The 21,240-nt window shown below is 68.7% G+C and carries 23 protein-coding genes; 11 read left to right on the forward strand and 12 right to left on the reverse strand.

The window, feature by feature from the left end:
- Positions 1–7 precede the first annotated feature (7 nt).
- The 5 genes from EV653_RS04565 to thiO all read right to left on the reverse strand — a co-directional run bounded on the left by EV653_RS04565 (position 8) and on the right by thiO (position 6,443).
- Positions 8–1,210 carry a glucoamylase gene (locus EV653_RS04565; RefSeq protein WP_134098227.1) on the reverse strand — a complete coding sequence of 401 codons (1,203 nt, stop codon included), beginning with the start codon at positions 1,208–1,210 and terminating at the stop codon, positions 8–10.
- Between the two features lie 9 nt (positions 1,211–1,219).
- On the reverse strand, positions 1,220–2,110 hold the full coding sequence (locus tag EV653_RS04570; RefSeq protein WP_134098229.1) for a DMT family transporter: 891 nt from the start codon (positions 2,108–2,110) through the stop codon (positions 1,220–1,222).
- A 34-nt stretch (positions 2,111–2,144) separates the two neighbouring features.
- Complete coding sequence (gene pknB / locus EV653_RS04575; RefSeq protein ID WP_134098231.1) at positions 2,145–4,103, reverse strand: Stk1 family PASTA domain-containing Ser/Thr kinase; 1,959 nt, start codon at positions 4,101–4,103, stop codon at positions 2,145–2,147.
- A gap of 72 nt (positions 4,104–4,175) precedes the next feature.
- Positions 4,176–5,135 (reverse strand): lytic transglycosylase domain-containing protein, encoded by a 960-nt coding sequence (locus EV653_RS04580; RefSeq protein ID WP_238159563.1) that lies wholly within the window; start codon positions 5,133–5,135, stop codon positions 4,176–4,178.
- A gap of 168 nt (positions 5,136–5,303) precedes the next feature.
- The gene (gene thiO / locus EV653_RS04585) at positions 5,304–6,443 is read right to left on the reverse strand and encodes a glycine oxidase ThiO (RefSeq protein ID WP_134098235.1); all 1,140 of its coding nucleotides are present in this window, start codon (positions 6,441–6,443) and stop codon (positions 5,304–5,306) included.
- Between the two features lie 42 nt (positions 6,444–6,485).
- On the opposite strand from thiO, the gene thiE reads away from it, so the two are divergent.
- Genes thiE through EV653_RS04600 form a run of 3 tightly spaced genes read left to right on the forward strand, consistent with a single transcriptional unit; the run spans position 6,486 to position 7,977 of the window.
- The gene (gene thiE, locus EV653_RS04590; protein WP_134098237.1) at positions 6,486–7,124 is read left to right on the forward strand and encodes a thiamine phosphate synthase; all 639 of its coding nucleotides are present in this window, start codon (positions 6,486–6,488) and stop codon (positions 7,122–7,124) included.
- Positions 7,121–7,546, forward strand: coding sequence for a ribonuclease domain-containing protein (locus EV653_RS04595; protein WP_238159564.1), 426 nt, complete (start codon positions 7,121–7,123; stop codon positions 7,544–7,546). Before thiE ends, EV653_RS04595 begins: the two co-directional genes overlap by 4 nt.
- Positions 7,543–7,977, forward strand: a complete 435-nt coding sequence (locus tag EV653_RS04600; RefSeq protein WP_134098240.1) for a barstar family protein — start codon at positions 7,543–7,545, stop codon at positions 7,975–7,977. Before EV653_RS04595 ends, EV653_RS04600 begins: the two co-directional genes overlap by 4 nt.
- Here EV653_RS04600 and EV653_RS04605 read toward each other — a convergent pair.
- Complete coding sequence (locus EV653_RS04605) at positions 7,960–8,313, reverse strand: DUF4180 domain-containing protein (protein ID WP_134098242.1); 354 nt, start codon at positions 8,311–8,313, stop codon at positions 7,960–7,962. The genes EV653_RS04600 and EV653_RS04605 overlap by 18 nt on opposite strands.
- A gap of 76 nt (positions 8,314–8,389) precedes the next feature.
- Between EV653_RS04605 and EV653_RS04610 the strand changes: the two genes are divergently transcribed.
- Positions 8,390–8,809, forward strand: coding sequence for a helix-turn-helix domain-containing protein (locus EV653_RS04610; RefSeq protein ID WP_134098244.1), 420 nt, complete (start codon positions 8,390–8,392; stop codon positions 8,807–8,809).
- 3 nt (positions 8,810–8,812) lie between these two features.
- Here EV653_RS04610 and EV653_RS04615 read toward each other — a convergent pair whose 3' ends face one another.
- The gene (locus EV653_RS04615; protein ID WP_238159565.1) at positions 8,813–9,883 is read right to left on the reverse strand and encodes a polyprenyl synthetase family protein; all 1,071 of its coding nucleotides are present in this window, start codon (positions 9,881–9,883) and stop codon (positions 8,813–8,815) included.
- Between the two features lie 58 nt (positions 9,884–9,941).
- On the opposite strand from EV653_RS04615, the gene metF reads away from it, so the two are divergent.
- Both metF and EV653_RS04625 read left to right on the forward strand, forming a co-directional pair.
- A complete protein-coding gene (gene metF, locus EV653_RS04620) occupies positions 9,942–10,889 on the forward strand; it encodes a methylenetetrahydrofolate reductase [NAD(P)H] (protein WP_134098248.1) in 948 nt (315 codons plus the stop codon).
- Between the two features lie 25 nt (positions 10,890–10,914).
- Positions 10,915–11,454 (forward strand): SixA phosphatase family protein, encoded by a 540-nt coding sequence (locus EV653_RS04625; RefSeq protein WP_134098250.1) that lies wholly within the window; start codon positions 10,915–10,917, stop codon positions 11,452–11,454.
- Here the strand turns inward: EV653_RS04625 and EV653_RS04630 are convergent.
- The 3 genes from EV653_RS04630 to EV653_RS04640 all read right to left on the reverse strand — a co-directional run bounded on the left by EV653_RS04630 (position 11,451) and on the right by EV653_RS04640 (position 15,668).
- A complete protein-coding gene (locus EV653_RS04630; RefSeq protein WP_134098252.1) occupies positions 11,451–13,673 on the reverse strand; it encodes a HelD family protein in 2,223 nt (740 codons plus the stop codon). The two genes, EV653_RS04625 and EV653_RS04630, sit on opposite strands and share 4 nt — an antisense overlap.
- 91 nt (positions 13,674–13,764) lie before the next feature.
- On the reverse strand, positions 13,765–15,120 hold the full coding sequence (locus EV653_RS04635; protein WP_238159566.1) for a phytoene desaturase family protein: 1,356 nt from the start codon (positions 15,118–15,120) through the stop codon (positions 13,765–13,767).
- Positions 15,072–15,668, reverse strand: coding sequence for a DUF4126 domain-containing protein (locus EV653_RS04640; protein ID WP_238159567.1), 597 nt, complete (start codon positions 15,666–15,668; stop codon positions 15,072–15,074). The genes EV653_RS04635 and EV653_RS04640 overlap by 49 nt, the downstream gene beginning before the upstream one ends.
- Positions 15,669–15,856: 188 nt before the next feature.
- Between EV653_RS04640 and EV653_RS04645 the strand changes: the two genes are divergently transcribed.
- Positions 15,857–17,797, forward strand: coding sequence for an N-acetylmuramoyl-L-alanine amidase (locus tag EV653_RS04645; protein WP_134098256.1), 1,941 nt, complete (start codon positions 15,857–15,859; stop codon positions 17,795–17,797).
- Positions 17,798–17,807: 10 nt separating this feature from the next.
- Positions 17,808–18,533, forward strand: a complete 726-nt coding sequence (locus EV653_RS04650; RefSeq protein ID WP_134098258.1) for a nucleotidyltransferase domain-containing protein — start codon at positions 17,808–17,810, stop codon at positions 18,531–18,533.
- Here the strand turns inward: EV653_RS04650 and EV653_RS04655 are convergent.
- Both EV653_RS04655 and EV653_RS04660 read right to left on the reverse strand, forming a co-directional pair.
- On the reverse strand, positions 18,526–18,996 hold the full coding sequence (locus EV653_RS04655; RefSeq protein WP_134098260.1) for a YbaK/EbsC family protein: 471 nt from the start codon (positions 18,994–18,996) through the stop codon (positions 18,526–18,528). The two genes, EV653_RS04650 and EV653_RS04655, sit on opposite strands and share 8 nt — an antisense overlap.
- Before the next feature lie 10 nt (positions 18,997–19,006).
- Positions 19,007–19,570 (reverse strand): DM13 domain-containing protein, encoded by a 564-nt coding sequence (locus EV653_RS04660; protein WP_134098262.1) that lies wholly within the window; start codon positions 19,568–19,570, stop codon positions 19,007–19,009.
- Positions 19,571–19,925: 355 nt separating this feature from the next.
- On the opposite strand from EV653_RS04660, the gene EV653_RS04665 reads away from it, so the two are divergent.
- Genes EV653_RS04665 through EV653_RS04675 form a run of 3 tightly spaced genes read left to right on the forward strand, consistent with a single transcriptional unit; the run spans position 19,926 to position 21,211 of the window.
- Complete coding sequence (locus EV653_RS04665) at positions 19,926–20,456, forward strand: DUF6504 family protein (protein ID WP_134098264.1); 531 nt, start codon at positions 19,926–19,928, stop codon at positions 20,454–20,456.
- Positions 20,453–20,926, forward strand: a complete 474-nt coding sequence (locus EV653_RS04670) for an SAV_6107 family HEPN domain-containing protein (RefSeq protein ID WP_134098266.1) — start codon at positions 20,453–20,455, stop codon at positions 20,924–20,926. The genes EV653_RS04665 and EV653_RS04670 overlap by 4 nt, the downstream gene beginning before the upstream one ends.
- Positions 20,927–20,962: 36 nt before the next feature.
- The gene (locus EV653_RS04675; RefSeq protein WP_134098268.1) at positions 20,963–21,211 is read left to right on the forward strand and encodes a hypothetical protein; all 249 of its coding nucleotides are present in this window, start codon (positions 20,963–20,965) and stop codon (positions 21,209–21,211) included.
- The last annotated feature ends 29 nt before the right edge of the window (positions 21,212–21,240 follow it).

Here is a 21,240-nt window from a genome sequence, read left to right on the forward strand (position 1 = left end):
AAACCGCTCAAGGCGTAGGCAAAGGGTTCTGGAGAGCTGTGTCGGCGAGGACGACGAGGGCTGCGGTCCACGCGAGTGGCGCCTCGCCGGCCGGCTCCAGATCCCGGTTCACCTTTTCCGGCAACGCGCCGGTGCTGGTCCGGTGCTGATCGAGCCAGGACAGCAGGGTGTTCGCCGTGGCCCGATCCCCGCGTGCCGCCGCGCTCAGCGCGAACAATGCGGTCTGCGGCGTCCACGACACCCCGTCCGTACGCCAATCCTCACCCGGCGTCACGCCGCCGTTGGGCTGCGTGAGTACGGCGTGGGCTCGGTCGATCGCGGTCGACACGACGGCGCGCGCGGGTGCGAACGGGGGACCGAGCACCGTCACGATCGCGTCCGCCCCGCCGCCGATGCCGACCGGTTCGACACCTGGTTCCAGGAAGCTGGTCGACGCAGCCGGAGTGCGGGGGTAGTCCGGTCCGAAGACGCGATCGGTTGCCGCCGACAACGTTTCGAGCGCGGCCTGCCAGCGGGTCGCCTCAGCCGGGTGGTGCTGATCGGTGGCGATCCGGACCGCGGAGCGGAGCCCGGTCAGCAGCGGGGCGACCGTGCCGAGAGTCAACTTCTTCTCGCGCCGCTCCCAGTAGTCCGACGACGGTCCGGGCAATCCGTCCGGCGCGAGCTCGGTGACGATCTGGTCGGCCGACTCCCGGACCATCTCCCAGTACCTGTCACCCGCACGGCAGAACCACGTCGCCCACAGCACCCACCCGGACCCGTCGAGCTGTGACGCACGGCCGTCGTCGACCCGCCCGCCGGTCTCGGTGTACCGCGCTTCCCACCGTCCCGTCGACGGTCGCACGCGATCCAGAAACGCCAGTACGTCGAGTGCCTGGTCGTACTGACCGATCGCGCACCGGGCGACGGCGACGAACGACGCGTCGCGCGGCCAGACGTACCGCCATGGGCCGTTCCAGCCGGCCAAGGTCGCGCCGTTGGGGAGCGTGAGACCGTCCAGATCGGCCAGTGCGTGCCGGACCAGGTCGCCGTACTGCCCGCTGCCGAGGGCCGAGTCGGCGTGGGTTGCCGTACGGCCGGGGATGCCGTCGGCGACCAGGCGAGGTTGCGGGTTGCGGATCAGGTTGCTGGTGGCCCCGGCGGCCAGGATCGCGAGCAGAAGGGCAATGACGGCGTACGGGAACCAGCTGTGCCGGCCGCCGTCGCGCATGGTGCCCTCCTATTGAGCCAGGTGCTGCACTTCCGCCTCGAACTTACGCCGCGGCGCCAGCTCGACCAGGTACATCGCGGACACCACCAACGCTCCACCGACCAGCATCCGCCACGTGAGGCTGTCGGACCCGAACAGTACTGCGAACGTCGAGGCGAACACTGGCTCCATTGTCATCGCAATCGCGGCCCGCGTGGGAGTCAGGTGTGCCTGTGCCCACGTCTGCACAATCAGCGCGAGCGCTCCGGCAACCAGCGCCATGTAGACCACCGCGGCCCAGTCCCGGCCGGAGCTCGGCACAGAGAACCCGCCGGGCAGTGCGCCGATCCCGCATACGCACGTGATGACGATCATCTGCAGCGTCGACAGGCCGAACGCGTTCTTCGGTGTCGACCACGCACCCAGCCCGATGATGTGCAGCGCATAGAGCCCGGCAGAGGCCAGCGTCAGCAGCTCACCAGTGCCCAGCGTGAAGCCGCGCAAGGACAGGACGCCGAGGCCGACCGTGGCGAGGATCACGGCGAACCAGGCCCAGCGACCGATCTTGTGCCGGAGGATGACCGCGCCCAGCAGCGGGGTGAAGACGACGTACATGCCGGTGACGAAGCCGGAGACGCTCGCCGAGGTGTGCCGCAGGCCCTCGGTCTGGACGAGCTGTGCGATGCCGTACGTGATGCCGAGGGCAACGGCCCGGCCGCGGTCCAGGCGGCTCAGTTTCGAGATCGCCGGGGGATGGATCAGCACCAGCGCGACCGAGGCGATCAGGAATCGCAACGCCAGGTAGTCGGCGACGTCCATCCTGGTGAGCAGATCTTTGGTCAGGAAGAACGTCGACCCCCACGCCGCTGCGACCGCGAGCAGGGCGAGGACGGCGATCCGCGGGTGGTTCACGCCGCTCATCAGATCAGAAGCCTTCAGCAGAAGGCAAAACGCGCTAGAGCACTGTGATGGTGACCGTGCTGCCCGGTTGCGCCTTCTTGCCGGCGCCCGGACTCTGCGCGGCGACGATGTTCAACCCGAGGTTGAACGGAGCCTTCTGCACCGTCACCTTGAAGCCGGCATCGGTGAGGATCTTCTGCGCGTCCGCGGTGCTCTTCCGCTTGACGTCCGGTACATCGACCAGCGGCGGGCCGAGCGAGACCACCATCGTGATCTTGTCCTTGGCGAACAGCGTCCCGCTGTTGGGCGTCTGGCTGATCACGTTGCCCTCGGCGACCTTCTCGTCGTACTGCGTGGTCCGGCCGACGGTGAAGCCGAGCTTGCGGAGCGCCTTGCTCGCGTCGTGGTAGGACTTGCCGGTCCAGTCGGGCACGGTGATCGGCCGTTTGCCCTTGCTGACCGCGAAGTTGACCGCGGTGCCCGGCTTCACGACCGTGTTGAACCGCGGGCTGATCGCCATCACCCGGCCTTGCGGCACGGTCTCGCTGTACTGCTCGCTGATCTGCCCGGTGATCAGTTTGATCGGGGACAGGGCTTGCTGGGCGGCGTCCAGTTGCAGACCGACCAGTTGTGGCACCCGATAGCGTTCCGGACCCTTCGACACGGTGAGACCGATATCACCGTTCTTGCGGATCCGATCGCCCGCCGCGGGGTCGGTCCGCATGACTGCTCCGTTGGGCACGTCTTCGGAGTAGTCCTGATTGTCCAGACTCGTATGCAGCCCCGACTTCGCCGCTTCCGCTTCGGCGACAGCGGGCACCATGCTCACCAGGTTGGGCGTCGTGGTGTACCGGTGGATGCCGTAGTACCAGGCTGCGGTGCCGATGGCGATCGCCGCGGCCAGGATGACGATCAGTGCGATCGGGCCGCGACTCCGGCGCCGCTGCTGAGCGGGTGCGGCTGGTGGCTTGGCCGGAGCGCCGGTCGGACGACCACGGTCCACGGGTACGACGATGGTGTCGTGGCGGAGCGGTTCGACCTCCAGCAGTGCCTCTCCGCGCGTGTAGCCGTCGTCGTACCCGCTGTCCTGCCGGATCTGCTGGATCGGCACTGTCAGGTCACCGGTCAGCTCCGGGTCGTCCGGCAGCCCTTCCTCGAGCGCACTGCGTACGCGGTGCACCTGCCGGCTGAACACCCGCGCGTCTGTCGGCCGCAGGTCCCGGTCCCTCGCAGTCGCCCGCTGCACGAGCGCATCGACGTACGGCGGAATGGTGGGCACCTCAAGCGACGGCGCGGGTACGTCGGCGTGGACGTGGGCGTACGCGACCTGGATCGGGGTGTCGCCGGAGTGCGGCTTGTTGCCGGTGAGCAACTCGTACAGGAGGATGCCGGCGGAGTACACGTCCGAGCGGGCGTCCGCACTGCCGTCGGTGACCAGCTCAGGCGCCAGATACGACACTGTGCCCATCAGGAGGCCCTGCGTGGCGGTGTTGCCGCTGGCGCTGACCGCACGGGCCAGACCGAAGTCGGCGACCTTCACAACGCCCTTGTCGGAGATCAGCACGTTCTCGGGCTTGATGTCGCGGTGCACGATGCCGGCGTCGTGAGCGGCCGACAGTGCGGACAGGACCGGGGTGAGCAGGTCGAGCGCGCGGGCTGGGGACAGCGGCGCCTGCTCGCGGATGACGTCACGTAGCGTGCGGCCCGGCACGTACTCCATCGCCAGGAACAGCGTGCCGTTGTCGTCACCCTGGTCGAAGACGGCGACCACGTTGTGGTTCGAGAGGCGGGCGGCGGCCCGGGCTTCGGCCACGAACCGGCGGGCGAACTGGGCGTCGTCCCCGAGTCCGTCGTGCATCACCTTGAGCGCGACGGTGCGGTCCAGCCGGGTGTCGAGGGCCCGGTAGACGGTCGCCATGCCGCCCTTCGCAACACGCGCGTCCACGCGGTACCGGCCGTCGAGCATTCGCCCGACGAGGCGATCGCTGACCTGCGTGTCCACGTCGTCCGTCACTTGCGGTGAGCCGCCTCTCCAAACGTTCTGCTCAGAGAGTGTAGATAACGCCTCAGCGTCACCGGGCCAGGCTCACCGCAGCGGGTCCCACCCGCGTTCGAGCTGAGCCTTGATCCGGAGCACATTCCGGACGTACAGCTTCGTGTCCGGATACACACCGTTCTTCTTCACGCCGCCCAGGCCCTGGTAGTAGCCGGCGACGGCCAGGTCGAGGCGGGCCGCGCCGGTCAGCCGGCTCAGGAGCACGACTCCGGCGGTGACGTTGTCCTGCGGCTTGAGCAGGTCGAGCCTCCGGCCGACGATGCTCGAGGCGAATGTTCCGGTCGACGGGATCACCTGCATCGCGCCGATGGCGTTGGCGGGGGAGACGACACGCTGCTTCCAGCCGGACTCCTGCCAGCTCACCGCGAGGGCGAGCTGCGGGTCCACGCCATACCGCTTCGAGGTCGTCACGATCAGTGACCGCATCTGTGTCCGGGTCGGCAGCTTGCGCTTCTTCAAGATGGCCCGGTTGCGATTGGCCTGCGCGACGATGTGGTCGGCGTACGTGCGGCCGGCGAACGTGTTGTCGGTGCGTGCCTTCTTCGCCGGCTTCTTGGGGTGCAGCTTGACCGGGACCTGCAGCGGCTTGCCGGCGTAGATGTGGTCGCCCGAGCGCAGCCCGTTCGCGGCGAGCAGGTTGGCCTGGGAGCATTTGAATCGCTTCGCAATCTTCGAGACGGTGTCGCCACGCTTGACGACGTACGTCACCCGGCCGAGCTGGGAGCGCTTCGCCGGCTGAGCGGTCCGCGTGGTCGAGCCTTTGGCAGGGACCTTCAGGACCTCGCCGGCGTAGATCGCGTTGCCGTTGCCGGGCAGCTTGTTCAGGGCGACCAGCGTCTTGACCGACGTGCCGTAGCGGCCGGCGATGTGGCTGAGGGTGTCACCCTGTTTCACCTTGTACGCGCCGAAGCCGGGCGAGCCGGCGGTGATCACCGCCGCGGTCAGGACCGGTACGGCGAGCCCGCTCAGCACCCGTAAGACCTTGTGCATGGCAACCATCTCCCCGTGTGACGTCCTGTTGACCGTAAGGGCTGGTACGGATGTGACAACAGGGGGCCATGGGGTACGTGTTACGCCTGTAATGCAATGTTTACAATTCAAGGCTGAACTACATTGTTGTCGTTCACAAGCATTCCGGTTGCTGCAGGCAACTGTGAGTCAGTGCCCGAACCGGCCGGCGAGGAAGGGTTTCGCGAGATCCGGCAGCGTCCCGGTGCGGACGGTCTCGGCCAGCACCTGCGCGGTGACCGGCGTCAGCAGGACGCCGTTGCGATAGTGGCCGGTTGCCCAGAGCAACCGATCCAGGCCGGACGGTCCGAGGATCGGCGCGTTGTCGGGAGTCGCGGGACGGAGACCGGCGATCGCCTCGACCAGCTCGAGCTCGTCGATGAGCGGCAGGACGGTCCTGGCGTCGCGCAGCAGCGCGAACACGCCACCCGCCAAGACACGGGTGTCGTAACCGAGCTCGGAGGTGGTCGCGCCGACGACGAGCTCGCCACCAGGCCGCGGCACCAGGTAGACCGAGAAGCCGCGCGCAGTCGCTCGGACGGTGTGCTGCAGCGCAGGACGGTACGCCTCGGGCACTCGAAGCCGGAGTACCTCACCCTTCACCGGTCGCACCGGCGGACGGAGCTCGTCGGGTACGCCGTCCAGCTGTGACGACCACGGTCCGGTGGCAGCGATCACGTGACCGGCGTGCACGGTGTCGCCGTTCTCCAGCAGTACGCCGACGGCCGTCGTACCGGACGTGATGACGCGAGTGACGCGCTGGCGGATGAGTTTGACGCCTGAGAGGTCGACGGCGCGCAGGAGAGTGGCGACTGCCTGCCTGTTGTCGACGGAGTGGTCGCCGGGGACCCATACGCCGCCGGAGACACCTGTTGCGAGTAGTGGCTCGCGACGGCGGGCGTCCCGGCCGGACAGCTCCTCTACGTCGAGTCCGAGCCGCCGCTGGTAGTCGGCGAGCCTGCGGAGCGCCGCTGCGTCGTCGACGTCATACGCGACCGACAGTGTGCCGGTCCGGTGCAGGCCGGCGGGCTGTCCGGTCAGTTCTTCCAGTTCCTCGGCGAATGCGGGCCAGGCGTTCACGGATGCGAGGTTGAGCGCGAGCAGGTCGTCCTCGCCGTACTCGACCTCTGTGACCGGTGCGAGCATGCCGGCGGCGACGTTGGAGGTCTGAGCGCCCGGTGTCGGGTCGCAGACCGTCACTTGGATACCGTCCGCGGCCAGTCGCCACGCGGTTGCCAGACCGATCAGCCCGGCGCCGATCACCACCACATCCGACGTCAGCTCAGGCATGCCCAGAGCCTACGACTGACCAGACATGGCAGGCTTTGGGGTGTGACTGACCACACCGAACGACTCGACGACGCCCGCCTCTACCTGTGTACGGATGCCCGCGAGAAGCAAGGTGACCTCGAGCAGTTCCTCGACGCTGCCCTGGCCGGTGGCGTGGACATCGTGCAGCTGCGGCAGAAGGAGATGGAGGCTGCCGACGAGCTGGCTGCGCTGGAGGTGTTCGCCGACGCATGCAAGCGGCACGGCAAGCTGCTGGCAGTCAACGACCGCGCCGACATCGCCTTCGCGGCGGGAGCCGACGTACTGCATCTGGGGCAGCGGGACCTGCCGGTGCACGCCGCTCGGGCGATCACCGGACCCGGGCCGATCATCGGGCGGTCGACGCACACGTTCAGCCAGGTGAACGCTGCGGTGGCCGAGGAGGGGTCGGACTACTTCTGTGTCGGGCCGACGTGGGAGACGCCGACCAAGCCGGGACGGCAGGCCGCCGGTCTGGAGCTGGTGTCGTACGCCGCGGGCCGCCGTCAGTCGAAGCCGTGGTTCGCGATCGGCGGGATCGACCTGGAGCGGCTGGACGACGTACTGGAAGCGGGTGCGACGCGAGTGGTCGTCGTCCGTGCGATCACCGACGCGGACGACCCGGGGGAGGCGGCCGCCGAGTTCAGTCGGAGGCTGCGGTGATCAACAACCCGAAGGCCGCGCGGATCGTCGCGGTCGTGGTGATCGCCATGCTGGTGATCACCCTGGCGGCATCGCTGTTCGGGTGTGCGGCAGACACGAAGGCCTCCAACGGCGTCGACCCGGAGAGCGGTCTCAAGATCGTCGCGGTGGCCGACCTGCCGAAGGAGGCGCAGGACACGCTGAAGCTGATCGACCAGGGCGGGCCGTACCCGTACAGCCGCGACGGCGTGGTGTTCGGGAATCTGGAGAAGATCCTCCCGAAGCACGACCGCGGCTATTACCACGAGTACACCGTGAAGACGCCAGGCGAGAAGGACCGCGGCGCGCGCCGGATCGTGACCGGTAACGCTCAGGAGCGTTACTACACGGACGACCACTACAAGTCCTTCCGCCGCATCGCGGAAGACGGGGGAACTTCATGACCGATCTACGCGCGCTGCTGTCGGCTGGGCTCCGTCCAGGCGTCTACCGGTGGCCGTCAACGGCAACTGTCGACCAGGTACGCCGTGATGCGGCCGCCGCCGGGTTCGGATTCGTCCTGCTCGACACCGGCGAGATCCACGACAAGGCAGGGTTCCTGGACCTGTGTGCGACTGCCTTCGACCTGCCGCGGTGGTTCGGCCGGAACTGGGACGCGCTGGCCGATTCGCTCAGCGACCGGTCGACCGGAGAGCCCGAGGTCGTGCTGTGGCGCGGTCTACGGCACCTGCTCGAGCACGACCACGACACCGTCGACGTAGCCCTGCAGATCTTCGCCGAGGACACCACCAACTCCGGTCAGCTCCGGGTCCTCATTCAAGACGAGCCCGGCGCCGCAGCGCCGGACCTGTTGAGCTCACTGCCGGTCCTGTAGGCGCTCGGTCAGTTCGTCGAGGTCCTCGGCGAACAAGAGATTGCGGCCGCGGTTGCTCTCCCGGACCCAGTCGGCCAGCGGTTTGCTCGCCGCGACCCGCGACGAGATGTCGCCGACCACCGCAAGCCCCATCCGGTACGAGACGAACTTCTGCGTGATCGCACCGGCCCGCCCGGTCCGCAGTTCGAAGAACTCGTCACCGAGCTGCTCCGGCGTGAACGCGATCCACTCGGCCTGGTGTGCGTAGTACGCGTCGACGATGAGCTGCACGGCGTCGCTCTCGGTGGCGACGGCCGTGTCGCTGACGAACACCTTCACGCCGGCTAGATCAACCATGTGCTTCAAAATACCTTATCTGTCCCTACCTAACCATTTATAGGGAATTCTAAGGAACTTGCCATAGTCTAGGGAGATGGCGCAGGAGCTGTACTCGGTCGAGCAGGTGGCGAATCGGCTGGGGCTGCACGTTCGCACGATCCGGAACTATGTCCGCGACGGCCGGCTCAAGGCGGTGCGGATCGGCAAGCAGTACCGCATCAGCCGCGAGGACCTCGAGGAGTTCACCGGCGCACCGACCGCGGTGGTCGACGTCGACCGGTCCGCCCGGCACGTCGAGGCGTCCAGCATCGTCCACATCGACGCCGTCGATCGCGCGACCGCGGACCGCATCACCACGCACATCCTCGGCGCGCTCAACCAGCCCGAGGCGGTCAATCTCAAGGCCGAGACCATCTACGACGAGGACCGGGCCGTCCTCAAGGTCATCGTCCTCGGCAACCTTCCGGCGACCGCCGACCTGCTGCGGCTGATCAACCTGATGGCGGACCAGTAGCAGCTACACCGAGCGAGAGGTCGCCGCAATCGCCAAGTCTGTCAGGGCTTTCCGGCTCGCGTCGTCGGCGAGCGGCGCCTCGTCCAGAGCGTAGAGGGCATCTTCCGTTCGGTTGGTGATCAGGTCTTCGCAGGCCTGTACGGCGCGCGAGTCCTGCAGGATCTCGCGCAGCAGCTGGATCTCGTCGTCGTCCAGATCCGGCCGCCCGAACAGCCGGTCGAACTCGGACAGCTGAACCTCGGACGCGTGATCGATCGCGTAGGCGATCAGGACCGTGCGCTTGCCCTCGCGCAGATCGTCCCCGGCCGGCTTGCCGGTGACCGCCGGATCACCGAAGACTCCGAGCAGATCGTCCCGCAACTGGAACGCCTCACCCAGCGGCAACCCGTAGCCCGACAACGCCGAGATCAACCGCGAGTCGGCGCCGGCCAGGGCGGCGCCGACATGGAGCGGCCGCTCGACCGTGTACGTCGCGGACTTGTACCGCAGTACTCGCAAGGCCAGATCCATGTCCGACTCACCGCTCGCCTGCGCCAGCAGATCGAGGTACTGCCCGGCGGTCACTTCGACCCGTACTGCGTCGAAGTACTGCTCTGCGCGGGCCAGCGCCGCTGCATCGAACCCCGACGTGTGCAGCAGTTCGTCAGCCCAGATCAGGCACAGATCCCCGAGCAGGATCGCCGCGCCGATCCCGAAACCGACCGGATCGCCGCCGTGGCCGCTCTTCTCGGCGCGCTCCCGCTGCAGCGCCTCGAACCGGCGATGAGCGGCCGGCGCACCCCGTCGTACGTCGGAGGAGTCCATCACGTCATCGTGGACGAGCGCGCTGACGTGCAGCATCTCAAGGCTGGCCGCGGCGGTCAGGATCGGCTGCGCAGGATCACCGCCGGCGGCCCGGAAACCCCAGTAACAGAAGGACGGACGCAGCCGCTTGCCTCCGCTGGTCGCATCCCGCGCGGCCTGCACCTGCTCGGTCAGCTCCGGCCCGAGCGCCGCCAGCCGCTCCTCCTGCCGGTCCAGGAACCCGCTCAGCGCCTGCTGGATCCCGCCCGGAATATCCACATCGCCATCCACATCTCGGAGCGTAGTCGTTGGGCAGACAGGGCTGAGCACCGCGGGTAACCTGTGCGGCATGGCGAACGGGCTTCCTTCGACGCGTCCCGGCGGGGCGCCGACGATCCGTGAACTGCTTGCGTCCGGAGACCGGTCCTTCTCGTTCGAGTTCTTCCCACCGAAGACGCCCGAGGCCGAGGAAGTGCTGTGGCGGTCGATCCGTGAGATCGAGCAGCTGCGCCCGACCTTCGTCTCGATCACGTACGGCGCCGGCGGGACCACCCGCGACGGCACGATCCGGGTCACCGAGCGGGTCGCCCAGGACACGTCGCTGACCCCACTCGGACACCTGACCTGCGTCTCGCACTCGCGGGACGAGCTGCGTTCGGTGATCGGCGCGTACGCCGGAGCCGGCGTGCGGAACATGCTCGCGCTGCGCGGCGACCCGCCCGGCGGGCCGAACCAGCCGTGGGTCGCCCACCCCGAGGGCCTCAACCACGCGGTCGAGCTGGTCGAGCTGATCCGTTCACTCGGCGACTTCAGCGTCGGCGTCGCGGCGTTCCCGGACAAGCACCCGGAAGCGACCTCGCTGGAGGCGGACGCCCAGGTGCTCGCCGCCAAGGCGCAGGCGGGTGCCGACTATGCGATCACCCAGATGTTCTTCGGTGCAGACGACTACTTCCGGTTGGTCGACCGCTCCGCCGCGCTCGGCTGCGGCATGCCGGTGCTGCCGGGCATCATGCCGGTCACGAACATCAAGCAGATCCAGCGGATGGCCGAGCTCACCGGGATGGCGTTGCCCGAGGCGGTGACGTCGCGGCTGCTTGCGGTCGAGGACGATCCGGCGGCGGTTCGCGAGGTCGGCATCGAGATCGCGACCGAGCTCTGCGAACGCCTGCTGGCCGGCGGGGCACCGGGTATTCATTTCATCACCCTGAACAGGTCGACAGCGACCCGGCAGGTCTTCCGCAACCTCAGCTCCCAGCCCACAAGTTCGTCTTTTTCTTCTCTGACCACCAACGGCTGAGGTTGCTCGGTCGTATCCTTGCGCAATGGCTGACCCGTCGGACCTGTTGATCGACCGCACGCTCGTCCTGCTTCGGCACGCGAAGGCGGTGCCGCCCGAGTCGAGGCCGGATCTGCCCGATTTCGACCGGCCGCTCGCGGACCGCGGTCGCGCCGACGCCGCAGCGGCCGGCCGGTATCTCGTTGCCCAGGGCATCGAAGCCGACCTGGTCCTGTGCTCGCCGTCGAAGCGCACCCGCGAGACCTGGAAGTACGTCGCCGAGGCCGGCGTCACCGCGTCCGACGTCTGGTATGACAAGCGGATCTACAGCGCCGACGCCGACGGACTCCTCGACGTCATCCACGAGACCCCGACCGAGGCCCGCACCGTGATCGTGGTCGGGCATGCGCCCGGGATCCCGTGGCTCGCCGACGAGCTGGCCCTGGACGGCACCAGCCCGGAGCGCGTCGAGCTCACCCAGAAGTACCCGACGTCCGGTCTCGCGATCCTGCACCTGACCTGCCGCTGGTCGGACCTCGCCCCCAACGAGGCCGACCTCGTGCAGTACGTCGTACCGCGCGGCTAGCTCGCGGCAGGCAACCAACGGGTCGTGCTGTTGATGGTGATCAAGCGTTGGGTCGCCCGGGTCAGCACGACATACAGCGCGCGTACCCCGCCCAGGGTGTCGCTGACGATGCGGTCCGGCTCGACGACCACGACCGCGTCGTACTCGAGGCCCTTGGATTCCAGTGGGCTGAGTGCGACGACGCGTGGATCGCCCAGCTCGGCGAGCACCTGGTCGACGGCAGGGCGCAGCTTCGGCGGCACGATGACGCCGACCGTGCCCTCGACCAGCTGGAGCAGCTCGGCGGCCGCGTCGGCGGCGGCCTCCGAGACCTTGCCCTCGTCGAAGATCCGGTGCTCCGGCTCCACGCCAGTACTGCGGACCGCGTTGGGCAGGTCCGCGTCGGGGATGGACTGCCGGATCACCTCACCGGCGAACGAGTAGATCTCGGCCGAGTTCCGGTAGTTGGTGGACAGCCGGAACGAGTGCCGCTGCAAATGCGAGAGCATCGAGTCCATCGCGGCCCGTGCCTCGTCCGGGTCCGGCCACGAGCTCTGCGCTGGGTCGCCGACGATCGTCCAGCTGGCCTGCGGCCCGCGCCGGGTGACCATCCGCCACTGCATGGGGGAGAGGTCCTGCGCCTCGTCGACCAGCACGTGCGCGTACTCCTCCGGCTCCTCCGCCTCCCTGGCGGCAGCCGCCCGGGCGCGGCGCTCGGAGCTGGTCAGCACCTCGTTGACGCCGTCGCTCAGTCCCTCCAGCCAGTCGAACTCCTCGTCGGTGTTCTCCTGCACCGGTGGGCGACCCAGGAAAGTGCTCAGCTCGTCCAGCAACGCCACGTCGGCAATGGTGAACTCATCCGTCGTACGGATCCCTCTGGCAAGCGCGTCGATCTCAGCAGGGGTCAGGTCGTTCCGCGCCCAGCGCTGCAGCCGGCGTGGGTCACCGAGCCAGCGCAGCACGGACTCCGGCGTCACCACCGGCCACCACTGGCTGAAGAACGTCCTGAACGCCGGAGTGTCGGCCACACGATCACCGAACGCCTCACGGTCGCCCAGCGGCCCGCTGCGGAGATCCTCCGGGAACCGCTGCCACAGTGCGGCGATCAGCCCCTTGCGAGCCTCACTAGCCGCCTTGTTGCGAGCAGTGCGGCGCAGCGCGTTCCGGCGTACGTTGTCGAGCTGGTTGGCGTCCAGCTCGACCGTGGCGCCGCCGAGGAACACGCGAAGGTTGGTCGGTGCGTTCGGCACCCGGTCGCGGGCAGCACGCGCCAGGATGGCGCGCATCCGCAGTGAGCCCTTGATCGCGGCTACATCGGCCTCGTCGACCGCAGTGGCCTTCACACCGTCGACAAGCTCACCAACAGCACGCAGCGAGACGGTGTTCTCACCAAGGCTCGGCAGCACGCGCTCGATGTACGCCATGAACGCGGCAGACGGCCCGACGACGAGTACGCCGCCACGCTCGAAGCGCCTGCGGTCGCTGTAGAGCAGGTACGCCGCCCTGTGCAGAGCGACCACGGTCTTACCTGTGCCCGGTCCACCGCCGATGACGGTGACGCCACGAGCTGGCGCGCGGATCGCCTCGTCCTGCTCGGCCTGGATGGTGGCGACGATGTCGCGCATCGTGTGGCCACGGGCCCGGGACAGCGAGGCCATCAGCGCGCCCTCACCCATCACCGGCAGGTCCTCGGGCGCGCGCTCCGGCGCCAGCAGGTCGTCCTCGAGCCCGACGATCCGCGGGCCCTTGTTCCGCAGTACGCGACGCCTGACGACCTTCTGCCGGTCCGTGGCCGTGGCCCGGTAGAACGGCTCGGCCGCGGGCGCGCGCCAGTCGATCACCAGCGGCTCGTACTCCGCGTCGCGGACACCGATCCGGCCGACGTACAGCTTGTCCAGGTCGGCCGCCGTCCCCACAGGGGGCTCGTCGTCCCCGTGGTCGGAGTCGAGCCGGCCGAACACCAGGCCCTCGTGCTCGGCATCGAGCTCGGCGATCCGGCGGGCAGCGGCGAACACGAGCACGTCCCGCTCGTACAGGCCGGTCTGCTCCTCGTCGCGGACCCGGCCGACGTTCTGCGCCTGGCCACGCTGGTGACCCTCGACCGCGATCCGGGACGCGGACCGCGCGGCCTCCTCGACCCGGCCGTACACCCGGTCGATGTGTTGCTGCTCAGCCGCCAGCTCCGCCCGCTCCACGCTGTCAAAGTTGTCGTGATCGGCCGATGTGGGGGTTTGATCCACCGAGGTCCTCTCTACCGCCGGGCACCACCCCGACACAGAACACAGGAACAACCAATCTTAGGTTGTTCCCCTGTCCAACCCCACCGCGGCCTCAGGCCTTCCCGATGGCGTCGGCCACAATCGCGGCGCCGAGCGTGGTGGCGGGCACGCCGGAGCCCGGGTGCGCGCCCGCTCCGACGCAGTACAGGCCCTTCACCGGCGACACGTTCGAGGCGCGTCGTCGGGCGGTCCGGTAGCCCTCCCAGGCCACGCCGGCCCACCAGGACGGAGACGTCTGCCGCGACACCACGTTGTCCCGGACGGGCAGCCCGCGCGCGACCAGCAGGTCCAGTACGTCGTCGGTGGGGTAGCCGTGGACCAGCACGGACCACGCCTGGTGACCGGCGGGCGCCGTACCGCCCGTGCGCACCACGACCGTCGGTGTCCCGTGCAGCACGGTCTCGAACGGCAGCTCCGGAACCGGGTCCTTCAGGCCGAGGTGGACGACGTACGCCGCCTGGGCCTGGTGGGTCGCGAGGATCCGCTTGCGGACCTTCTTGGCCACCGGATCGGCCACGAAGCTCTCGTAGAGCACCCGCGGGTCGATGTCACTCACCACGACGTCCGCTGGGAGCTCTGTGCCGTCAGCGAGCCGTACGCCGGTCACGACGCCGCCGGTCGTCGTCACCGCGACCACCTCTGCGCTGGTGTGAACGGTGATCTTCCGCTCGCTCGCCCGCTGCACCAGGGCATCCGCCAGTGCGCCGAAGCCACCTGCGATCGTCCAGCGGCCGAACGTGCGCTCCAAGTACGTCCACACGCCGACGTACCCGGGCGTGAGCGCCGCCTCCGAACCGCCTTGGGCTGCGAAGTGCCGCAGGACCGCACGGGCCCGCTCGTCGCTCAGCTCGCGCTGAGCGACCTTCTCCAGCGACTGCCACGGCTTGAGGGCCCGGATCGTCTTGATGGGCAGCTTGTCTTCGAGCGGTGGCTCGAGTGAGGTCTTCCGCAGGATCTGCCACGTGTCGCCGTACGAGTCGACCAGTGCGGTCCACTGCTCGGCCACGGCCGCGCCTGCGAGGTCGGTCCACGCCTCCTCCTGCAAGCCGCGGTCACTGATCGGCAGGTCGAGTACAGAGCCGTCGGTGAACATGTGCCTGCGTGGCTCGGTCACCGGCTCGAGCTGGACCAGACTCTCGATCGGACGGCCGCTCTTGCGGAACAAGTCGCGCAGCGCGGCCGGCAGCGTCGTACTGGCTGCTCCGGCGTCCCAGGTGAAGCCGTCTGCTTCGACGCGGCCGAGCACGCCGCCGAGATGCTCGTTCTGCTCGCAGATGGTGACCTGGTGGCCCAGCTTGGCCAGCCGCACCGCACTGGCCAGACCAGCCAGACCGGCACCGACAACAATCACGTTCGCCATCAGGCAGCAGTGCTCCCGGTCGCAGTGGTAGTTCGTCTCTCTCGCCACGCTCTGAACCTGCGATATCCGCGCCGGATCAACCGGAACGCGAAGTACACCCCGATCAGTCCGAGGATCAGCAGGACACCGGCGATGATCATCGCGGCCTCGGGATGGAAGGCCGCCAGCGACACCACACTGGCGACCGCCACATCCTCACCGGAGGACGCGGCGATGTTGGTGACCGGCTCGGGGGAGGTGTTGATCGCCAGCCGCAGACTGGCCTTCACGGAGTGCGAGAGGAGCGCCACCAGTCCACCGGTGGTCGCGATGATCGCCTGGTGCAGCGTGCCGGCCTGGCCGGCCAGCATCGCGGCCAGGATCGCGCCGATCGTCGGCCGGATCACCGTCGAGATCGCGTCCCACGCGGAGTCGACGTACGGGATCTTGTCGGCGACGAACTCGAACGCGAACAGAACACCCGCTGCGATCAGCACCGGTGTCGTGGTCAGTGCGTGCGGTACGTCGTCGGCACCGGCGAACCGGCCCAGCAGACCGAGAATCAGCACGCAGACATAGGCATTCACGCCACTGGCCCAGCCAGTCGTGATCGCCAACGGCAGCGCTTCCAATGTCCTGCTCCGTAACCCTCAGTGGCCGTACGTCACGACACACGTTTTCGTCAGTATCGAACCCTCGGTTGTGAGTTTTGGTTAACCGTTGACATCCGCGTCGCCTCGACTCACAGTGACTAGGCTGCCAGTCTGTGTGACCGGCACCCGCCCGAGGGGTTCAGGAGAACATCATGCTGCGTCGTCCGAAGATTCTTGCCGCACTCGCTGCGGTAGCACTGCCGGCCGCCCTGGTCGGCGTGTCGATGGGAGGTCCACCCGCCGAGGCGTCACCACTGTCGGCCTCATCCGCGCCGACCGCTCCGTCCGCCGTCGCCGCCACGGCGTACAGCGCGGCCGCTGCGAAGTACGGCGTACCGGAGTCCGTCCTGCTGGCGGTCTCGTACGCCGAGTCGCGCTGGGACGACCACGCCGGCGCGCCGAGCACGTCAGGTGGCTACGGCCCGATGCACCTCACCTCGCTGGGGGCGTCCGAAGTGGCCGACCTGTCCGGCAAGCAGAAGGTCGCCACCGCCGAGTCGCTGCAGACGCTGAAGAAGGCGTCCGAGCTGACCGGACTGGACGCGTCCTCGCTGCGCAACGACGTCACCGCGAACATCAACGGTGGCGCCGCGGTGCTCGCGTCGTACCAGAAGTCGCTCGGCCTGCCGGTCGGCGCGACCACCTCACCCGCCGAGTGGTACGGCGCGGTCGCGTCGTACGCCGAGGCCGGCGACAAGGTCGGCGCTGCCGAGTTCGCCGATGACGTCTACTCGATCATGGCCAAGGGTGCCGCGCGTACGACGAACACCGGCCAGCAGATCGTGATGCCGGCCGTCGCGGTCAAGCCGGACAAGGCGCAGGTCGCCAAGCTGTCGCTGCCGGCCGGCGTACAGCCGTCGACGTCGGACGTGGAGTGCCCGCCGACGCTGGGCTGTGAGTGGCTGCCGGCGCCGTACTCCGAGTTCGGCACCGCCGGCGACTATGGCAACCACGACCTCGCCAACCGGCCGAAGACCGGCAAGATCGACTACATCGTCATCCACGACACCGAGGGCACCTGGCAGGGCGTGCTGAACCTGGTGCAGGACCCGACGTACGTGAGCTGGAACTACACGATGCGGTCGTCCGACGGGCACACCTGGCAGCACGTGAAGGCCAAGGACGTCGCCTGGCACGCCGGCAACTGGTACGTGAACATGCACAGCATCGGTATCGAGCACGAGGGCTTCGCCCCGCAGGGCGCCACCTGGTTCACCGAGTCGCTGTACCGCAACTCGGCCAAGCTGGTGAAGTACCTGGCCGCGAAGAACAACATCCCGCTCGACCGGGCCCACATCATCGGCCACGACCAGGTGCCGGGCACGGTCCCGTCGACCGTCGCCGGCATGCACTGGGACCCGGGACCGTACTGGGACTGGGAGCACTACTTCGACCTGCTCGGCGCTCCGATCTACGGGCACAAGGGTGTCCCGGTCCGCGCCGGTTCGATCGTGACGATCAAGCCGGGCTTCGCGGACAACGTCCAGGTCGTCTCCAACTGCGACGCTCCGAACACCACGTGCACGCCGCAGGGCACCAACTTCGTGTACCTGCGTCAGGCGCCGGATGACAACGCCCCGCTGGTCAAGGACATCGGCCTGCACCCGAGCGGGATCGACGGCACCACTGACGTCTCGGACATGGGCTCGCGAGCCGCAGCGGGTTCGCAGTACGTCGTGGCGCAGCGTCAGGGCGACTGGGTGGCTGTCTGGTACCTGGGTGCACTGGGCTGGTTCAAGAGCCCGGTCAACGCACCGGATGCCTTCGGGAAGCCGGGTCTGGTCGTGAAGCCGAAGGCCGGTAGGACGTCGGTGCCGGTGTACGGACGTGCGTACCCGGAGCAGTCGGCGTACCCGACGGGTATCCCGTACCAGACGGTGACGCCGCTGCAGTACACGATCGGCGCGGGTCAGTCGTACCCGGTCGGTGACCTGAACATCGAGACCGACTACTACCGGGCCGTGACGTTCGACGGGCAGCCGCCGACCGACCACGTCCAGGTGCTCGGCAAGGACAGGTACTACCAGATCTGGTTCGGCCACCGGATGGCCTACGTACGGGCTGCCGACGTAGACGTCCGACCGGCGATCTAGTCTGTCGCACGTGATCGACGAAGCCGTCCAGCAATTGCTGGACGGCTTCGTCACGTCTGTACGCGAAGTCGCCGCCGTCCAGGCGGTCTGGTTGCATGGCTCACTGGCACTGGGGGACTACCAGTTGGGCCGCAGCGACCTGGATGTGATCGTCGTGACGTCGGCACCGCCGCCTAGTGCTGTGGCCGATGTACACCGGAGATTGATCCGCGACTCACCACTCGCCAGGAAGCTGCATTGCTCCTACATGACAGAGCTGACTGACCAGTCGGTGCGGCATCCGACGTTCGCCCAGGAGCGATACTTCGACCGCCCGGTGACTCCGGTGACCCGCCGGGAGCTTGCCATCGGCAACCGCACGCTGTTCGGTCCGACGCCCGCGGAGCTGTTGCCGGCGACAACCGACGAGGAGCTGTTCGCATTCGTCCGCCGCGACCTGCGGGACTTCTGGCTCCCGGCGACGCGCAAGCGGACCAACTGGTACGCCGACATCTGGGTCGACCTCAGCCTGCTCACGCTCGCCCGTGCCCACGTGACGCTGGCGACGGGCGACCTGATCACCAAGCGCGCCGCGCTCGACGTACTGCCCGGTCTCGGGGCGCCCACGTCGGTGGTCGACGACATCAGGGCACGCCGCTACGGACCAGTGCCCCGGACGTGGCCGTGGTGGCGGCACCGCCGGGGCGTGCTGGCCCGGCGATTCACGAGTACGGCGATTCCCGCCGTACTCAGTTGACCGTGACCGGCGTCCCCTCGGTGAGCTTGAGCAGCTCGTCGTACGTCGTCGGGAAGACCGAGTGCGGGATGCCGGCCGCGGCCCAGATCACGTCGTACTGCTCGAGCGCGGTGTCCACGTACGTCGGGACGCGGCCCGGGTGCCCGACCGGGGCGACGCCGCCGATCGACTGACCGGTGTGCTCCTTCACGAATTCCGGGGTGGCCCGCTTCAGCTTGGCGATCCCGAGCTCGGCGGCGACCTTCGCGGTGTCCACGCGGTGCGCGCCCGAGGTGAGGATCAGGACCGGTGCGCCGTCGCCGTTGAAGATCAGGCTGTTCGCGATCGCGCCGACCTCGCAGCCGAGCTCGGCCGCTGCGGCAGCCGCGGTCGGCACTGCCTCGTCCAGGATCACGATCTCGCCGGTGGCGCCTGCCGCCGCGAGTGCGTCGGCGACCTTCTGCACATTGGGATGACTGCTCACCTCAGTGAGCTTATGCGAGCGGGGCCGCGCCGAACGACACGTTAAACCGGTCGCACCAGATCACCACGCTGCGAAAGTCCCCGAGCTTCACGTCGGCCGGGACCGGATAGTTCTGGTTGCCGTGGTTGCCCTTGAGGCTGCCCAGGCTCCGATAGGCGCCGTCGTCGAAGACATGCCAGCCCGCGCGGCCGGCGACCACCTCGGCGTCGCTCAGCCACACCTTCAGATCGGGGCCGTCGGAGGTGTCGAGGTTCTCGATCCGCAGCACCCGGCTGCCGTCCGGCAGCGCGAGGACGGCGACCGTGCCGGACGTCCGGTGTTCGTGAGCGATCAGCTTCCCGGTCAGGAGAACCTTCGGCCGGGGCTTGACAACCGGCGTCGGAGTTGCCGGGTGCGCAGAAACTGTCGGTGGCGTGGTCGACGATGAAGTGGTGGAGATCGGAACAGTGCCGGGCAGCGCCTCGTCGACGACCTTGTCGGTGAGCAGCCGCCACGGCTGGAAGAGCGGCAGCGCGACCGCTGTGACCACGACGGCAACCGCCGCCGCGGCGATTCCCGCTGTCCGTCTTCGCATCGTTCGTCCTTCCGTCCCGGGCTTCCCAGTCTGGCGTCCGGAGGCGTCGCGTGGCGGCGCGCCGGAATTACGGGCCGTTGACGATTGTCGGCGGGCGACGATACGCTTCCAGTGTTCGAACAGATGTTCGATTACCTCGGCTCCGGTTTCGTCGGGAGGCCGGACCGGGGTGAGTCGGACAGCTGGACGGCTCCGGTGCGGAGTTGCGGCCGCATCGGAATCCGGTGGTCCCGGCGGGCCGGGCACCGGGGTGGACCTCGACCCCCACCCCGGGCCCACCCGCCGGGCCTCGGACCCGGCAGTGAAACAGGGACTGCCATCGATTACAGGCGGCGTACAGAGGAGGCGATGGGCCATGTGGGAGTTCGACGACGCTGTCGAGGTGCACTCGGTGTTCGTGGACGGCATCGAGACCCCGGACCAGTTCCTCTGGCGCGGTCGCCTCTGGCGGGTCACCGCGCTCAAGTCCCAGTGGACCGAGACCGCCGTCTGGTGGGAGCGCGGCATCATCGGCCCCGGGACCATCCACGACCCACGCGTCCAGCGCCCGGCGCAGTCCGAAGTGTTGCCGGCCCGGATCGACGCGGCCATGGTCGCCGAAGCCTGCTCGGCGGCACGCAGCACACGTCCGACCCGGGTCCATCCGGCCGGCGTGGCGGCGGCAGCGACCCCCCGCTCGCACGCCGCCGCCACGCTCTCCTCCGCGCAGCCGGCTGCCGAGGCGAGCCCGGCGGCCGTCGGAGTGCTGGATGCGGACTGGGGACCGGAGCGCACGGTGTTCCGCGTGGAAGCGGGCTCCGGGCGGTATGGCCGCCGTGAGCTGTTCGATCTCGCCCACGACCCGCACTCGGGTCGTTGGCAACTGGAGAGGGTGACCGACCGATGACTGTTTCACCGGTATCGCCGGCAGCTGCCGGCGCGGCCAGCCGAGAGCTGTCCCGTGCCCGCGCCGCACTGGCCGAGGCCACGGAGACCACCGACCACCTGATCCGCTACTCGAGCGCGCACGTCGCGGCGCTCCGGGTCGCGGCCGCGGTGCTCGCCGTCCGCGCTCGCCCGGTCCGCTCGGGCAGCCGCCGCCGGGTCCAGCGCAACGCCTGGGTGCTGCTGGCCGAGGTCGCACCGGAGTTCGGCGAGTGGGCCACGTTCTTCGCCGCCGGTGCCTCCCAGCGTGCCGCCGCCGAGGCGGGCCTGGAGCGGGCCGTCACCACGCGCGAGGCCGACGACCTGGTCCGCGCGGTCGACACCTTCTACGGCCAGGTGGAGGCCAGCCTGCGACTGTCCACCACCCCGGTGCTCACCGCAACCACCGACCCGCAGTCCGTTCTGACCCAACCCTGGATGCAAGCCAGCTGACCAGTCTGGCGCTGAGGCACTGAGGAGATCCCGACCGTGAACGAACAGCCGAGAGGCCTGGGCAAGGACCTGTGCGGTCGTGTGCACGCCCACACCGGCGCCGAGTGCTACCTGCCTGACACCCACTACCCGCGACCTCACCACTCGCTGACCGATCAGACCTGGCATGACGGCCTCTGCACCCAGTGCGCCGGTTCCGGCATCCAGGCGGATGCCCTCTGCTCAGCCTGCAACGGCACCGCCTTCGAGCCATTGACGCTTCCGGAGACCTACCAACCCGGCTGATCACCCCGCCCGTTGTTCCTTGCTGGCAC

Origin of the sequence: Kribbella pratensis, from assembly GCF_004365355.1 — a bacterium.
Lineage (GTDB): Bacteria > Actinomycetota > Actinomycetes > Propionibacteriales > Kribbellaceae > Kribbella.

What these genes read in the sequence shown, in the direction of transcription:
- EV653_RS04565 (WP_134098227.1), bottom strand. Translation starts at nt 1,210, where the DNA reads ATGCGCGACGGCGGCCGGCACAGCTGGTTCCCGTACGCCGTCATTGCC.
- EV653_RS04570 (WP_134098229.1), bottom strand. Translation starts at nt 2,110, where the DNA reads ATGAGCGGCGTGAACCACCCGCGGATCGCCGTCCTCGCCCTGCTCGCG.
- EV653_RS04580 (WP_238159563.1), bottom strand. Translation starts at nt 5,135, where the DNA reads ATGCACAAGGTCTTACGGGTGCTGAGCGGGCTCGCCGTACCGGTCCTG.
- thiO (WP_134098235.1), bottom strand. Translation starts at nt 6,443, where the DNA reads ATGCCTGAGCTGACGTCGGATGTGGTGGTGATCGGCGCCGGGCTGATC.
- EV653_RS04600 (WP_134098240.1), top strand. Translation starts at nt 7,543, where the DNA reads ATGACCGATCTACGCGCGCTGCTGTCGGCTGGGCTCCGTCCAGGCGTC.
- EV653_RS04605 (WP_134098242.1), bottom strand. Translation starts at nt 8,313, where the DNA reads ATGGTTGATCTAGCCGGCGTGAAGGTGTTCGTCAGCGACACGGCCGTC.
- EV653_RS04610 (WP_134098244.1), top strand. Translation starts at nt 8,390, where the DNA reads ATGGCGCAGGAGCTGTACTCGGTCGAGCAGGTGGCGAATCGGCTGGGG.
- metF (WP_134098248.1), top strand. Translation starts at nt 9,942, where the DNA reads ATGGCGAACGGGCTTCCTTCGACGCGTCCCGGCGGGGCGCCGACGATC.
- EV653_RS04625 (WP_134098250.1), top strand. Translation starts at nt 10,915, where the DNA reads ATGGCTGACCCGTCGGACCTGTTGATCGACCGCACGCTCGTCCTGCTT.
- EV653_RS04645 (WP_134098256.1), top strand. Translation starts at nt 15,857, where the DNA reads ATGCTGCGTCGTCCGAAGATTCTTGCCGCACTCGCTGCGGTAGCACTG.
- EV653_RS04660 (WP_134098262.1), bottom strand. Translation starts at nt 19,570, where the DNA reads ATGCGAAGACGGACAGCGGGAATCGCCGCGGCGGCGGTTGCCGTCGTG.
- EV653_RS04665 (WP_134098264.1), top strand. Translation starts at nt 19,926, where the DNA reads ATGTGGGAGTTCGACGACGCTGTCGAGGTGCACTCGGTGTTCGTGGAC.
- EV653_RS04670 (WP_134098266.1), top strand. Translation starts at nt 20,453, where the DNA reads ATGACTGTTTCACCGGTATCGCCGGCAGCTGCCGGCGCGGCCAGCCGA.